The organism is Coleofasciculus sp. E1-EBD-02, assembly GCF_040218245.1.
Lineage (GTDB): Bacteria > Cyanobacteriota > Cyanobacteriia > Cyanobacteriales > Coleofasciculaceae > Coleofasciculus.
This window is the reverse complement of sequence record NZ_JAVJQN010000122.1, coordinates 1-15,195: the sequence shown is the minus strand read 5'-3', so window position 1 is coordinate 15,195 and position 15,195 is coordinate 1. Positions and strand designations below refer to the sequence as shown.

Genomic DNA, 15,195 nt, shown 5'->3' with positions numbered 1-15,195 from the left:
AACAGGGAACAGGGAACAGGGAACAGGTAATTGGGAGCAATTAATAGTCACCAGTCAACCATGACCAATGTACTTAAAACGCTTAAAGTTGCGCCAGTTTCGGAATTACAAGGATTGTTTGGTTAATTTTGAAGCACCGAAAACGATTTTGGTGGGAAATAATGCTCAGGGAAAGTCCAATCTGCTAGAAGCGGTAGAATTACTCTCGACGCTGAAGAGTCATCGTTCAGGGCGCGATCGCGAAATGGTGTTGGAGGATGCCTCGATGGGTCAGATTCAGGCTATCCTGGAACGGGCGTATGGTTCCATTGAACTGGGCTTAACCCTTCGCAGTCAGGGACGCCGGACTGTTGCTTTAAATCGCGAATCCTTACGTCGCCAGCTTGATTTTTTGGGGATTTTGAATGCGGTACAGTTTTCCAGTCTGGATTTGGATTTAGTTCGTGGAAGTCCGGAACGACGCCGGAATTGGTTGGATTCTATTCTCACCCAACTTGAACCGATTTATGCTTATATTTTGCAGCAGTATAATCAAGTCCTGCGCCAGCGCAATGCCTTGCTCAAAACCATCCGGAAGCAGGAAGAAGAGAGGACACCAGAGGGGGTAATATCAAAGCAGCCCCAGGCAGAACTGGCGCTTTGGGATGCACAACTGGCAACGGCTGGGTCGCGTGTGACTCGGCGTCGTGCTAGAGTGTTGCAACGATTAGCACCACTTGCTCAATCTTGGCATAGTAGTATTAGTGGTAAAACAGAGTTACTGGAAGTGACCTACGCGCCAAATGTCAACCTAGAGAAGGATGACCCAGAAGGTGTTCAACAGGCATTTTTAGATAAACTCCATCATCGTCGTTTTCCTGAACAGCGTCAGGGAATAACTCTGGTTGGTCCACACCGAGATGATGTGGAATTTACAATTAACCAAACCCCTGCCCGTTCCTATGGTTCTCAAGGACAACAACGGACGTTGGTTTTGGCACTAAAATTGGCAGAGTTAAAACTAATAGAAGAAGTTGTGGGTGAACCGCCCCTGTTATTACTAGATGATGTTTTGGCAGAACTTGATCCTAACCGCCAAAATCAGCTTTTGGATGCGATTCAAGATCGGTTTCAAACCCTGATTACAACCACTCACTTAGGTGCATTTGATTCTCAGTGGTTGAACTCCTCCCAAATTCTTTCTGTTCAAGCGGGTCAAATTCACACCCTGGCTTAAAAATCAGTCGTCATTTGTCATACAATTATTTAGTTTTTTCTAATCATCACTATATCAGCCCATTACTTGCCAATTTAAATGGTATAGGGTGTATGACAAGTATGGCAGTGTAATCTGAATTATTAGGCGGACAGGGTTGAAATTAATATTACTAAACAATTTCTTTAAGCTTGATAAAGAAGGCGGCGATTTGGGCGAAATGGCAATCGTATAGCAGTATAATCTTTATTAGTAAAGTCAGACAGGAACATTTTGGCGATGTCCTAGGACATCGGTCAAGAAATCCGGTTTCTTTGGGTGAAAGGTTGATATTGCGTTGTTATCCTGACGAGAAACCCGGTTTCTAGGAATAGGATCAGAGATAAAGGATGGATTATACTACAGTTTAAGGACTTTGGGCATAAACGTAAATTTTTTCAAAGAATGTTTATTCATTAACTATCAGGATTAAAGTAGAAAGAGAATTCCATTAAAATTATCAATCATTCAACTTTGCCCAAATCATAAATACTTAGTGGACGTTGTAGCTATGAACGTTAGACAACTTCTCAAACTGTACGAACAAGGAAATCGAGAATTCACCGGGATTGACCTCAGTGGGGCTAACCTCAGGGGAGTTATGTTAATCGGAGTTAACCTAACAGGGGCGAATCTCAGAGGTGCTGATTTGACCAGAGCATTTTTACTCAAATCTGATTTGAGTGGCGCTCAGATGAATTGGACGAATCTTAATTACGTTAAAATGAGCGATGCCAAACTTGTTGATGCTGATTTGACTAAAGCCAATATCAATGGTGCTTTTATGGTCAAATCAAAGCTCACGGGTGCTAAACTCAGTGGGGCAATATTGAATGGTATAAACCTCCGACGGGCTAACTTATGGGGTGCAAATCTTTGCGGAGCGCAGTTAGAACGGGCGAATTTGCGGGATGCAAATTTAACGGGCGTGAATTTTAAATGGGCAAATTTATCGGAAGCACGGTTGATTGGTGCTAGGGTTTATGGGTCAGCACTGAGTTTTGTCAATCTCAGCTACGCCTGGTTAAAAGATTTAGATTTAGCGGGCGCTGATTTAGAAGGGGTTAATTTCAGTGGCGCGAGATTAAGTCGGGCGAATTTAGAAGGGGCAAGTTTGATTGCCGCGAATTTAGAATCCGCTAAACTGGATTGGGCGAATCTCCAAGGCGCAGATTTGACGGGCGCTAATTTGGAGAATGCGAATCTGGAGAATGCGAATCTAACCTGGGCAATTCTCAGAAAAGCTGAGTTGCTGGATGCCAATTTGGAAGGTGCAAAACTCTATGGTTTAGATATTAACGAGATGCAGGGGAGTAAAGGGGGAGGATTTCCAGCTAGTAACCAAGGCGTTGGATTTCAAGCTAATAACCAATTTGTTTACTCAACGGCTGTTTGACGAAAATTAATGCCTATAGAATCGGGCGCAAGCCTTCATTGATGTCAACTTGAGCTTCAAAAAGAAAGCAATACCTTGATCTGACCCCACCCTAACCCTCCCCTTATCAAGGGGAGGCAGGGTGTGGGGTGTGGGGTGTGGGGTGTGGGGTGTGGGGTATGGGGTATGGGGTGTGGGGTATGGGGTGTAGGGTATGGGGTGTAGGGTATGGGGTGTGGGGTATGGGGTGTAGGGTATGGGGTGTGGGGTATGGGGTGTAGGGTGTAGGGAAAATATTAGAGAAACACAAAAGCCCATAAAATGACAAATGACAAATGACAAATGACAAATGACAAATGACAAATGACAAATGACGAATGACAAATGACAAATGACAAATGACAAATGACAAATGACAAATGACGAATGACAAATGACAAATGACGAATGACGAATGACAAATGACAAATGACAAATGACAAATGACAAATGACGAATGACGAATGACGAATGACAAATGACGAATGACAAACGTCAACGTAGATTCAGGGTTTTTCTAGCATTAGGGCTGGTATTCAGTATTGTCCTACTGGTTGCTAAATCGATTGTATTTTCCCCATCTTTGGCGCGTTCTCAAACGCCAACAAAAATTACAGAAATTAGAGGCGTTTGGTTGACAAATGTCGCCAGTGGTGTATTATTTTCGCCGTGGGGAATTAACCGAGCGATCGCGCAATTGTCTAAACTGAACTTTAACACGGTGTATCCGGTGGTTTGGAATCGGGGACATACGTTTTATCCGAGTGCGGTGGCGACACAAGAACCTTTGCTAGCAATTATGCGCCTCAATGGAGATGTTTTAGAAGAAATTGTACAGCAGGGACATCGCCAAGGGTTACGGATAATTCCTTGGTTTGAGTATGGATTTATGACACCGATTTATTCTGAATTAGCGCGGCGTCATCCCACCTGGATAACTCAGAGTTTAACTCAAAAATTTGATCCGGAGAATCCCCAACTCTTATGGCTGAATCCGTTGCATCCAGAGGTACAACAGCTTATCCTGGATCTAATTAAGGAAGTAGTCAGCCAATATGATGTGGATGGAATTCAGTTGGATGATCACTTTGGGATGCCTGTGGAATTGGGTTATGATCCCTATACCATTGAGCGTTATCAGCAAGAACATTATGGGAATCCTCCCCCGAATTCGCCGTTAAATAGTGAATGGATGCGCTGGCGGGCGAATAAGATTAGCGAGTTTATGGGAGAGATTGTCCAGACGGTTAAATCAATTAAACCGGATTGTATCATCTCGCTTTCACCCAATCCCCAAGCCTTTGCTTATCAACATTATCTCCAAGACTGGCAAACCTGGGTACAACGGGGTTGGGTGGATGAATTAGTGTTACAGGTTTATCGGGATGAGTTGAGTCGTTTTACGGCGGAACTTAATCAACCCGCAGTACGCATGGCGCGGCGAACTATTCCGGTAAGTATTGGCATTTTAACAGGAACCTTAGGTGATCCGATTCCCTTTGAACAAATTCAAGCCCAAGTTGAAGCCGTTCGCGATCGCGCCTTTGATGGTGTATCCTTTTTTTATTGGGAAACCCTGTGGAGTTATTTGACTCCAGAGTCTCCGCAACAGCGAAGGCAGGGATTTCGCGAATTATTTCCCTATCCCGCGATCGCAGAAGAATCCTGACTCAACAGGTGGTTGAAACCATTGCCCATTGCCCATTGCCTATTGCCCATTCCCTATTGCCTATTCCCATCACAACACTTATTCAGCAGCCCCTAGTTAGGGCTTGCTGCACAAAGCCAAAACCGCAAAGCCCATCAATACTGTGAGTTTTATTGACAGAGGGTTTGATTCACGGAAATCGGGTAGCATCCTTCAAATGTATGGCATCACCTGGCTCAGGAAAAATATACCCTTGCTCCCCCAGCTTCCCCAGCTTCCCCAGCTTCCCCAGCTCCCCCAGCTTCCCCAGCTTCCCCAGCTCCCCCAGCTTCCCCAGCTTCCCCAGCTCCCCCTCACCACAACACTTATTCAGCAGCCCCTAGTTATAACTGAACCGGCTTTTTCTTTCCCCCAAATAATCCCCGAATCCAGCGATATAAGTTATCCACATAAGTAAATAACACGGGAACCACCACCAAGGTTAACAAAGTTGAAGTCGTAAACCCACCAATTACCGCGATCGCCATCGGACTGCGTACCTCGCCATCCGCCCCTAATTCTAAGGCAATGGGCATCATTCCCGCAATTGTAGACACCGATGTCATCAGAATTGGGCGTAACCGAGACACTCCCGCCTCAACAACTGCCTTAAACTGGGGTTTTCCTTCTTTTATCCCAGCTAAAGCAAAGTCTACTAATAAAATCGCGTTTTTAGTCACCAATCCCATCAGCAAAACAATGCCAATTAGGGCAAACAAGCCTAACTCTTTCTGCGTCACTAACAACCCCAGTAACGCCCCACCAATGGATAACGGTAGGGCGACTAAAATCCCAAAGGGATACAAGAAATTGCTATACAGCAACACCAGAATCGCATAAATCGAGAGAATCGCCGCCCCTAATGCGGTAGCAAACCGGGTAAAAATATCCTGCATAATCTTGGCATCACCAGCCGGTTCCTCGGATACCTCTGGCGGGAGGGGATTCATCGCGGGCAATGCTTTAACCGTTTCTAACGCATCCCCCAGAGAAATTCCTTCTAAATTCGCTTCCACCGATACCTGACGATTGCGATCAAAACGGTCAATTTGCGCTGGACCACTTCCCAAACGGATATCCGCCACCGCACTAATCGGAACCAAATTCCCGGTTTGACTGGGAACCTGTAAATTTTTCAGCGTACTAATATCGGCGCGAGTTTCTGGATCAAGTTGTACCCGAATCGGAATTTGCCGATCCGCTAAATCAAACTTCGCCAGATTCGACTCATTATCGCCAATTAACGCTAACGATGCCGTGCGTGCGATCGCGCCTACAGAAACGCCCAAATCCGCTGCCCGTTCTGGATCAGGCTGAATCACAATTTCCGGCTTAACTAAACTGGTACTGGATGTCACTTCCACCAATCCCGGAATATCGCGCATTTGTTTCTCCAAGGTTTCCGCTGTTTGCGTCAGCGCTGGGGCATTTTCACTCTTGAGAACAATCGATAAATCCTTACCTCCTCCCCCTGCACCTTGACTTTGGAAACTAATCCGCGCCCCCGGAATGGTTTGAAACACCTGGCGCATTTGTTGTTCAAATTCCTGCTGGGAAACCTCCCGTTCATCTTTAGGTAGCAGGTTGGCGTAGACTGTACCCGAATTGATCTTATCCGCCGTAGTAAAAACTTTTTCAACCGCCGGATTTTCTTGCAACGATTGGTTGAGTTGTTGCATAATCGCTTCAGTTTCACTCAAGGTTGATCCAGGAGGAAGTTCAACCATAACTGTACTCAACCCCGTATCCCCGCTATCAAATAACCCCTTGGGAATTAACGGCACCAGTTGTAAACTACCGATAAAGAAAGCAACCGCAATTAATAAAGTTGTAATTCGATGACGTAATGCCCAAGTGAGTAGATTGCGGTAAGGGTGAATTCGTTTTTGCCCCTGTTGCCTGTTGCCTGCCTGCCCTGAACGAAGTTGAAGGGTTGCCTGTTGCCTATTCCCTTTCGATTTCAGCAAATAAGCACTCAACATCGGCGTCATCGTACAAGCCACCAATGTAGAAAACATCGTGGAAACAGCAACAGTAACGCCAAACGGTTGGAAAAACTGACCCGGTACACCCCCCATAAATGCCACCGGAAGAAACACCGCCACAATCGTGGCAGTTGTCGCCACCACCGCTAACCCAATTTCCCGTGAAGCATCCAATGCAGCGTTAAAGGGCTTTTTGCCCATATCTAAGTGCTGGTCGATGTTTTCAATCATACAAATCGCATCATCGACTAAGTTACCCACGGCTAAAGCTAACGCCAATAACGTCATCCCGTTTAAGGTATACCCCAAGATTTTCATCACCCCAAATGTAGGAATAATCGATAGGGGTAACGCTGTAGCCGTAATCAGTGTGACTCGCCAATCCCGCAAAAACAAACCGACGGCAATCACTGTTAAAATACAGGCTAAAATTAAGGCATCAATTGTGGCTTGATAGGAATCCCGAATCGCATCGGCACGGGTAAAAATGAGTGCCAGAGTTACATCATCGGGGAGGGTTTTTTCCAATTCTGAAACAGCTTCACGTACCCCTTCTTCCACGGTGACTAACGTACTCCCCGTACTCCGCCGCACCGAAAAAGCAACCACGGATTCCCCATTCAAAGACGCCGCCTGTCGCTGTTCAGCAAAACTATCCTCTACTTCCCCTAAACTGGACAAGGGAACCGTCGCACCATTGGGCAGAACAATCCGATAACTGCGTAATTCCTCAACCGTTTCTGCACTTCCCAGCGTCCGAATATTTTGCTCACTTCCGCCGACATTTCCCCGCCCTCCGGGTAAGTCAATATTCAAATTCCGAATTTGATCATTAACTTGGGTGGCGGTAATCCCATAAGCTTGCAAACGACTCGGATCAAGATCAACCCGAATCTCCCGATCCACACCCCCCAAACGGTCAATTTGCGCCACGCCAGGTACATTCAGCAGGGCGCGGCTAATCGTGCGATCGACTAAATCGCTTAATTGTTCAACCGATCGCGTCTCAGACGCCACCGCATACGTCATAATCGAACCGCCAGCAAACTCCAGACGCTTAACAATCGGTTCATTCACATCTTGGGGCAAATCCTGACGAATTTGGGCAACCGCATTCCGCACATCATTCGTCGCGCGATCGCTATCCGTTCCCAGGACAAAACTAACGGTAGTGGTGGAACTCCCTTCCGTCACCGTGGAGGTTAGTTCATCAATATTTCCCAACCCCGCCACCGAATCTTCTATTTTCTTAGTGACTTGAGTTTCTAATTCCGTAGGTCCCGCACCGGGTTGGGTAACTGTTACCATCACGGCGGGAATATCGATATTCGGATTACTGTCAATTCCTAAGCGAAAAAAGGACACCAAACCAAAGATGCCCAAAATTAGGAATAAGACAATCGTCGGAACAGGTTTTTTAATTGACCAAGCGGATAGATTAAAAGACATAAACTTCGTTTGTATGTAGTTGCGCTTTAGCGCCATCAAGTTTAAGGTGAGTGTAATTGTTATGATTGCAATTAATTATATAACCAACATTCCAAGTCTTCCATAGCTTTAAACGTTAAAATCGTCTCAACCAAACGGTCTAATTCTGACAACGACAATTTCTCTATAGTAGTCATTACTTCTGGATTAACTGCTCCGAATTTCTGTTCAATGACCAGGGAAATAAATTTTAAATTCTGCTCAATTTTTGCAAGAGCAATCTCACCCTTCCTATCTCCGATAAATACTTCCTGCTTGTGCAACTCCTCTAATTCTTGATTACTTAAATTAGCACGACTGGCAATAGTTAACGCTTCTTCTATTTCCGGCACTGCCCCTAGGGATTCGGGAACCCTCTCTAAACTGGGGGCAGCTTTGAGAAAATAAATCCATTTATCGCTAAGGGTTTCTAATTCTGATAGTTCTTTATTGAATTTTGGCAATTCTAATAAAATTAATGTTAACTCGTCTCGATAGTTAAATAGCTGTTTTTCTTCCTTGAGTCGAAACCGATTAATCATTTGTGAGCTATTTTTAAACAGCAAAAAATCAGCAATACTCAAAGCAATAAATGGTTGTAATCTTGTATACTGTTCTCCCATATCTAATTGGTTTGCATAAGCCTTGGCAATATTGTAAATCACTCGTTTCTCGAATGCTTCAACGTTTAAGACTTGCATTTCAATAATTACTGTAGAGCCATTATCTAAAACTGCCCTAACATCGAGATAAGTATCTTTAAGCGTGCTGGTACTCCCCGGATTATAGGGAGCGATTATTTCTAATGATTTTATAGTATTTTTGCCTTCATAAACGATAGCGTTAAGAAAGCTGATGAGGATTTTTTGACTGCGTGTTGAGCCAAAAATTTTCTTAAACGCAAAGTCAGTCTTGGGACTAATAAATCTCATGATCAGTGTTAAGGAAAAACAGCTTAGTCCTCCTACGTTGAGTATAACCCAAACTCCGCTTTGGATTGAGTCTAACGTTCAGTACTGGCGTGACCGGGTTAAAATAGGACTTTGTTTGTAGTAAGCACAAAGCGTGCTTTAACGCCTAGCTGGAGAGGGCTAAAGCCCTCACTACGAACCAAATCTATTTCACCATTTTAGGTGGGTCACGCCAGTACGATACGATCAGAAAAATAGAGTGACGGGATGGTTACGGGATGAGAATGTTCTCCCGTACTTGTTTGGGACTGTTTACCCAATCAGTTGACAACATTCACGTTATCGCCATCTTTGAGATAAGCTGCACCTTTAACCACAACGCGATCGCTAGGAGACAACCCACTTTTAATTTCAACCTGATTATCACTCAGAAGTTCGCCCACCTCTACAGACTGGGCTTTAACCGTATTATCGGGTTGCACGATATAGGCGATCGCATTACCGTCACTTTGAGGCAAAATAGCTTTGGCGGGTACTGTTAACCCTTGGGCGGCTGAGGTGGTAATTGACGCCCGTAAAAACATACCCGGTTTTAATGATGCTGAGGCAGGTAAATCGATCTTCACCTGCGCCTGACGCGATGCTTCATCAATCATCGGGTCAATTTCCCGAACGTTACCCGACAGTTGCAAGCTACTATCCGCATCTGAGGTAATCGTTACCGATTGTCCCGGTTTAATTTGGGGAAGTTGGGTTTCGGGGACGTTAACAATCAGTTCTAAACGTCCATTTTCGATGATTTTGAATAGGGTTTGGGAACCAGAGGTGACATCTCCCACACGGGCATTCCGTTCAGCTATTTTACCACTCACGGGGGCAACGATGCGGGTGTTGTTGAGTTGTGCCATCGTCGATTGCACCTGCGCCTGTGCCTGGGCGAGTTGGGCTTCGGCTTGGGTAATCACTTCCCGCCTAGGTCCAGCTTGGAGTTGAGCAAGTTGCTGGTTGGCTTCTCGTAACCGGGCTTGTGCCTGTTCGAGTTGGGAACGATAGCTGCGTTCTTGATTGTAGACTTCATCTAAGCGATCGCGGGCAATAGCCCCTTCAGCTTGGAGTATTTTATTGCGATCGACCCGGGTTCTAGCTAATTCTAAGTCTGACTCAGCGGCTGCAACAGCAGATTCAGCGCTGCTGACGGATTCTTTAGCACGGGCAATTTCTTCACTACGGGAACCCGCCCGAAGTTCCGCGAGGCGGGCTTCGGCTTGAGCCACAGATGCTTGGGCTTGGCGTAATTGTGCCTGGAGTACCGAATCATCCAGACGGGCTAATAACTGTCCAGCTTTGACAACCTGTCCTTCTTCCACTAACACCTGTTGAATTTGTAAGCCTGTCGCCTGAGACAAGACGGGACTCATTTCAAAAGCAGCGACACTTCCGGTGGCGTCTAAGCGGCGGTTGACACTCTCGGATGTCACTTGGGCTACAGTTACGCTTTGACTAGGGGCAGATGATGTGGCGACGGGAGGTTCTGCTGTTGGGGCGTCTGCTTGTTGAGACGAGACTAAGCGCGTCGCCCCTAACGCTAAGAGGACACCAATGCCGATACCCAAAAACAGCCCTTTTCCACCAGATAGCCAGCCTTTTTTGGCGTTCTCGGTTCCAGATTGGGGAGAGGAACCTGCATCTTGTGCATAAGTGTCGGCTTCAGCGTCAGGGAGATAGAATACAACATCGACATCCTGTTTGAGTTCGGCAGGCTTGGCGATAGAAGAACTATTCAACTGGCTTTTCTTGGGATTTGGTGCTGTCTGAGTCACGGTTATTCCTCTTTGACGAATCGAGGTCACTAGGTTTGTAACGATAAGTTGATGAATATCTGGTTACTTTACTTAACACTACTTTACATTGTAGCGCAATCTTGACCAAGCTGTTGGTTGATACTTCGGGTTAACCCCCCTTTATGGTGGGGACAAGGCAACAGGCAACAGGCAACAGGACTCAAGGTATAAATGTACAAAGGCGGATTTGGTATGAGGAGGCAATGCAGTGCCACGGCACGTCTGGAAGCTGGGGAAGATGTAACCTTTCTTTAAGATATGGCAGAAGTAACGACTTCAACATCACCCATTAGACTCATCCGACAGAGTGATTTAGGTCGAATGCCACTGACTTTAGAGTTTGTAGTAAGCGCTTAAGCGCTTCTGGCACTAAAGTGCCTACTACGAACCCAGCTTAAGTCAGTGACATTCGATTTAGGTCTTTTGTCCTTTGTAACGTCGGGGCGGGTTTAGTTACATCTGGGTGTAACCGAAAAGATAATAGTGAAACCCGCCCCTACACAATCTTCCCCAGCTTCCCCAGCTTCCCCTGCTCCCCCTGCTCCCTCTGCTTCCCCAGCTCCCTCTGCTCCCTCTGCCCTCCCATTCCCCCGAATTGGCATTGCTCATAAGGAAGAGGGACTAGGATAAGGAACATAAGCCTGAGTTCCTTTCAACACCTCTTTATATAAAATTTCTAATTGACTAATATTCCCACTCAGGGTATAGCGTTCTAAAACTCTAGCTCTAGCTTTTTGACCCAGAAGCGTTGTCCATTCCGTATGATCTCGTAACAAGGGCAATAGCGTATTCAATTGAGACGTGACCCGATGGGTATTCAGAATAATACCCGCGCCACCTTCTAAAACCTCACCATCCGCCCCCGCATCAGTGGCGACACAAGCCAAACCACAAGCCATGGCTTCGAGTAATGATAAGGAGAGTCCTTCTAATAACGACGGCAAAATAAATACATCGGCGGCTTGCAGAATCTCAATCCGCTGCTGTTCATCTGCCACAAATCCTAACCAGAGAATCCCATCGGATCTATCATAAAAAGGTCTTAACGTGGGAACCAGAGGTCCATTCCCGACAATCAAAAGCTTACAACGACCGCCCATTTCCGACTGTTTCCACGCCTTGAGTAACGCCTCTACATTTTTTTCTGTAGCAATGCGACCTTGATAAACAAATAGACGTTGGGCATCAAATCGGACTTTCAAATTCGATGTGCCAGGAGCATATTTCTGCACATCAACTCCATTGGGAATTACGGCGAGTTTATGGCGAGGAACTCCCAAACGCACCAGCAAATCCCGTTGCAGTTGAGAAAAGATAATCACCCGATCATAGTGTGCCAGAAACGGGGCATAGAGTTGATAAGCAACCAGTTGGGTTCCCGATTTAAAATTGCGGCGTTTGCCATCAAAGGGGGGATGAAATGTGGCAACGAGGGGTAAATTCAGGTCTTCACAGATTTCTGGAAGCAGAAAATCTAAGGGAGACAAAGTGAGAGACGCATGGACTAAATCCGGGCGGAGTTGCTGTAGAGCCTGTTTTAAAACCTTACTCGCTTTAGGAGAGGGAATCGTATAAACTTGGGACTTATACAAGCAAGGGAGGGATACCTCCTGACAACCCGAACACAGAGGATCTGCGGCGGTTTCGTCGTGGGCAAAATGGAGAAAACTAACTTGGTATCCCCGGTCGAGTAAAGCATTAGTAACTTCTCGACCGTAAGTGACATTGCCACAAAAGGGTGATTTTTTTCCGATCCAGGCGATATGCATTCAAGTTGAATCGTGAGTCTCTATTTGTCAGCGTGGGTTAACATCGCTGATCCTGTACCGGAAATATACCAGTTTAAGCACCCTCCCGCGATCGCAATTATGGCTAAACTGAATAAGACGGGAGCTAAACCCAGCCAGGTTTCGGCTAAACCCGCTAAGGCTAAGGGCAGACTCAGGGCAATATTTACGCCATTATTTTGCAGTCCAAAAACCTTCCCTCGCATCTCTTCCGGGGTTTCGGCTTGAATGGTGGTTTGCATGGGAATCCCTACCATCGCCCCACACATCCCCAACAGGGCGGTCATTCCTAACGCCATCCAGAGACTATGAGTAAACACCGATAACCCCACTAGCGCCGCTGACATGCCGATTGATCCATAGAGACTCAAGCGATTGTGGGTAAAATGCTGACCCCAATGTCCCAGAATCGCCGCACCCGCAGCCATTCCAATACCGCCCATTGCCAGTAAGAAGCCAAATTGGGAGGCTTTCATCCCTGGAAGGGTTTCGGCGAGTCGTACCGCTAACACGGCTAAAGCGGCGAAAATGGAGAATAAAATCACTAATTGAATCATGGCATTGCGGACGCGCCGTTGCCGTTTGAGGTAAAGCAGTCCCTCCCAGATATCGGCAAAAACGTGGGGGGTTTCACCTTCGGTTGGTTCCGTGTTTTCACCAGTTTTCAGCACTAGCAGCAACAATCCCGCGATCGCATACCCCCCGCCAACGACGAATTCCTTGCCAAATTGCCAGTCAATCCCTAACTGCGCGACTAATTTATCGGTCAAGGCTAATAACGGATCACCCACGGCAAATCCAATAATCAAAGATGCCATCATCGTCGTGGTATAAAGGGAATTCGCCGAGAGCAAATGACGACGCTTGACAATCAACGGAATAACCGCCTGTTCAGCCGGGGCAAAAAATTGGGTTAAGGTCGAAACTAAGAATGTGATAATCAACAAGCCATAGAAGCCGACGGGCAACTTATAGATGGGACTCCAATCCTGAGTCAGCCATAACACCGCCGGAACTGACCAAACCAAGACACCGCGCAGCAGATTTGTCGAGACAAGTACCGCCTTTTTTGACCAGCGATCCACGAACACCCCCGCCAGAGAACCAAACAGGACAGCCGGAATCGTAAACGCAATCATCAAGGCTGAAACCCAACCACTGATGCTGGTTCCCGCCTGCTGAAAGTGGCTAGCAATCAAGGCAATCATCAACACCAGATAGATTTTATCAGCAAGCTGAGAAAAAACCTGACCACTCCACAAGGTTAAGAAATTACCATTTTTCAGAACGGGTACAAACCCCTGTTTGCCTGGTTCAGCAGTCGGTTCAGCCGTTTTCGCCGGGACGTTCTCTGCTTGACGCGGCGGCTGGTGAGGTTCTCGATAATTGCGCTTAGTCGCAGACGATGACTTTTTTTGGGCAGGATGTTGGTTAACTCGTTTGGATTCAGATTCAGATAATCGCATTCTTTACTCTTCAGTTGGCTGCTGTGGCTGATTAACCCCAATGGGTGAATCGTCCACTCCAGGTATTTTGATCGGTTTTGTATGAAACTACACTTTCTCTATCATCGCATGTGAACTACCCAGCGCTAATCTCTAATCAGGTAGAGTGTGGGCTTTTGACTTCGTGGAGGATTGCTTTCGCCGTAAAAACCATCTATGTTCGTTTGTGGACAGATGCTAAATTAGACCACAAATTATTTATAGAGAATCGATTGTCATGATTTGCAGGATGTTCGGGATTATTGCGGTTGTAGGAGCGAGTCGCTGCACAAATATGGCGGTGTGAGAATTAACCTGTCTCGACTCGCCCTTGTCTAAAGATACGCAGTGTCCGGTAAATTATGTATGGCGGGTCTATGATTCGGCAGACATCGCCAAGGCGTCTACTAACGTGGCTGAACGAATGGAACGACCAAAGTGATACTGGGCATAATCCCGTAACATGCGTTCCACTTTTACCCAGAGGGGCGCGATCGCGTCTAGGCATGACGGGGATAACTCAGCCGCCGCGAGCTGTTGTACTATTGTTAATTCAATGGCATTCAGTTTACAGGTCAACCGTGGCAGAGGGGATTGATCGACACCATGGCTACGGCTAGCAACGGGATGGAGTATCCTCTGAGGTTGAGACGCCTCTACCGCTAAACGATAGGTTCCACCCACCTCCACACTAAACCCGACTTGCCAATTCTGATCCGTAAAATCAGGCTGAATCGGATGCTGAGAGATACAACACTGTTGCACTTGCGGCGCAATCCCAGCTAACGCCAATAGGTGAAAAATCCCCTGGCAAAGGTGTGCCAAAAGGAGAGATGTACCGGAGGGACTGCTGCTTAAGGGGGGTAACTGTTCCAATCGCCGCAGATGCTCATTAAACAAAGCGTACAGTTCAGCTTGGGGTTGCTCACTTAGAGCATGACACAAGACTAATTCCGCGAGGTACTGACTTGCAGCTAGTTTCCCTAAATCCTTCGCCAATCCTGGATAGGATTCCAAGGTTTCAGCTTGAGTAATTTTATCAAGCGATCGCCCTTTGTAAATCAATAACTGATTCACCACAAACAAGCCCATTCTACCCGCCAATTTCGAGTTCTGTTTGCGGGAACCTGGTGCCACTACCCGAATCAATCCCCACTCTGGCGTTAAAATCGTGACTAGGCGATCGGCTTCACCTAGCGGCATACTTTTCAGGTTAATCCCCGTGGCGTTATAGGTTTTAGTCATTTTTCATTTGTCATTTGTCAGTTGTCATTTGTCATTTGTCATTTGGCATTTGTCTTTTGTCATTTGTCATTTGTCATTTGTCATTTGTCATTTGTCATTTGTCATTTGGCATTTGTCATTTGTCATTTGTCATTTGTCAT

The 15,195-nt window shown here is 46.3% G+C and carries 10 protein-coding genes; 3 read left to right on the top strand and 7 right to left on the bottom strand.

Annotation, left to right across the window (positions count from 1 at the left end; genetic code table 11):
* Positions 1 to 67 precede the first annotated feature (67 nt).
* From recF to RIC07_RS19615, 3 genes are all read left to right on the top strand, one after another.
* Positions 68 to 1,216, top strand: coding sequence for a DNA replication/repair protein RecF (gene recF / locus RIC07_RS19625; protein ID WP_446395991.1), 1,149 nt, complete (start codon positions 68 to 70; stop codon positions 1,214 to 1,216).
* A gap of 529 nt (positions 1,217 to 1,745) precedes the next feature.
* Entirely contained in the window at positions 1,746 to 2,630 is an 885-nt protein-coding gene (locus RIC07_RS19620; protein WP_446395990.1) for a pentapeptide repeat-containing protein, read from the top strand.
* A gap of 496 nt (positions 2,631 to 3,126) precedes the next feature.
* Positions 3,127 to 4,317 carry a glycoside hydrolase family 10 protein gene (locus RIC07_RS19615; RefSeq protein WP_446395989.1) on the top strand — a complete coding sequence of 397 codons (1,191 nt, stop codon included), beginning with the start codon at positions 3,127 to 3,129 and terminating at the stop codon, positions 4,315 to 4,317.
* Between the two features lie 362 nt (positions 4,318 to 4,679).
* Here RIC07_RS19615 and RIC07_RS19610 read toward each other — a convergent pair whose 3' ends face one another.
* The 7 genes from RIC07_RS19610 to recO all read right to left on the bottom strand — a co-directional run bounded on the left by RIC07_RS19610 (position 4,680) and on the right by recO (position 15,055).
* A complete protein-coding gene (locus RIC07_RS19610) occupies positions 4,680 to 7,769 on the bottom strand; it encodes an efflux RND transporter permease subunit (protein WP_446395988.1) in 3,090 nt (1,029 codons plus the stop codon).
* A 71-nt stretch (positions 7,770 to 7,840) separates the two neighbouring features.
* Positions 7,841 to 8,719 (bottom strand): Rpn family recombination-promoting nuclease/putative transposase, encoded by an 879-nt coding sequence (locus tag RIC07_RS19605; RefSeq protein ID WP_446395987.1) that lies wholly within the window; start codon positions 8,717 to 8,719, stop codon positions 7,841 to 7,843.
* 299 nt (positions 8,720 to 9,018) lie between these two features.
* Complete coding sequence (locus RIC07_RS19600; RefSeq protein ID WP_446395986.1) at positions 9,019 to 10,518, bottom strand: efflux RND transporter periplasmic adaptor subunit; 1,500 nt, start codon at positions 10,516 to 10,518, stop codon at positions 9,019 to 9,021.
* Between the two features lie 470 nt (positions 10,519 to 10,988).
* Positions 10,989 to 11,141: a hypothetical protein gene (locus RIC07_RS19595; protein ID WP_446395985.1), complete on the bottom strand. Its 153-nt coding sequence runs from the start codon at positions 11,139 to 11,141 to the stop codon at positions 10,989 to 10,991.
* A 3-nt stretch (positions 11,142 to 11,144) separates the two neighbouring features.
* Positions 11,145 to 12,308, bottom strand: a complete 1,164-nt coding sequence (locus RIC07_RS19590; protein ID WP_446395984.1) for a glycosyltransferase family 4 protein — start codon at positions 12,306 to 12,308, stop codon at positions 11,145 to 11,147.
* Positions 12,309 to 12,328: 20 nt separating this feature from the next.
* Entirely contained in the window at positions 12,329 to 13,792 is a 1,464-nt protein-coding gene (locus tag RIC07_RS19585) for an MFS transporter (RefSeq protein ID WP_446383305.1), read from the bottom strand.
* Between the two features lie 393 nt (positions 13,793 to 14,185).
* The gene (recO, locus tag RIC07_RS19580; RefSeq protein WP_446395983.1) at positions 14,186 to 15,055 is read right to left on the bottom strand and encodes a DNA repair protein RecO; all 870 of its coding nucleotides are present in this window, start codon (positions 15,053 to 15,055) and stop codon (positions 14,186 to 14,188) included.
* Positions 15,056 to 15,195 lie beyond the last annotated feature (140 nt).

Excerpts from the sequence above, each read along its gene's own strand:
- recF (WP_446395991.1), top strand. The coding sequence starts at position 68 with ATGTACTTAAAACGCTTAAAGTTGCGCCAGTTTCGGAATTACAAGGAT.
- RIC07_RS19620 (WP_446395990.1), top strand. The coding sequence starts at position 1,746 with ATGAACGTTAGACAACTTCTCAAACTGTACGAACAAGGAAATCGAGAA.
- RIC07_RS19615 (WP_446395989.1), top strand. The coding sequence starts at position 3,127 with ATGACGAATGACAAACGTCAACGTAGATTCAGGGTTTTTCTAGCATTA.
- RIC07_RS19610 (WP_446395988.1), bottom strand. The coding sequence starts at position 7,769 with ATGTCTTTTAATCTATCCGCTTGGTCAATTAAAAAACCTGTTCCGACG.
- RIC07_RS19605 (WP_446395987.1), bottom strand. The coding sequence starts at position 8,719 with ATGAGATTTATTAGTCCCAAGACTGACTTTGCGTTTAAGAAAATTTTT.
- RIC07_RS19595 (WP_446395985.1), bottom strand. The coding sequence starts at position 11,141 with ATGCCAATTCGGGGGAATGGGAGGGCAGAGGGAGCAGAGGGAGCTGGG.
- RIC07_RS19590 (WP_446395984.1), bottom strand. The coding sequence starts at position 12,308 with ATGCATATCGCCTGGATCGGAAAAAAATCACCCTTTTGTGGCAATGTC.
- RIC07_RS19585 (WP_446383305.1), bottom strand. The coding sequence starts at position 13,792 with ATGCGATTATCTGAATCTGAATCCAAACGAGTTAACCAACATCCTGCC.
- recO (WP_446395983.1), bottom strand. The coding sequence starts at position 15,055 with ATGACTAAAACCTATAACGCCACGGGGATTAACCTGAAAAGTATGCCG.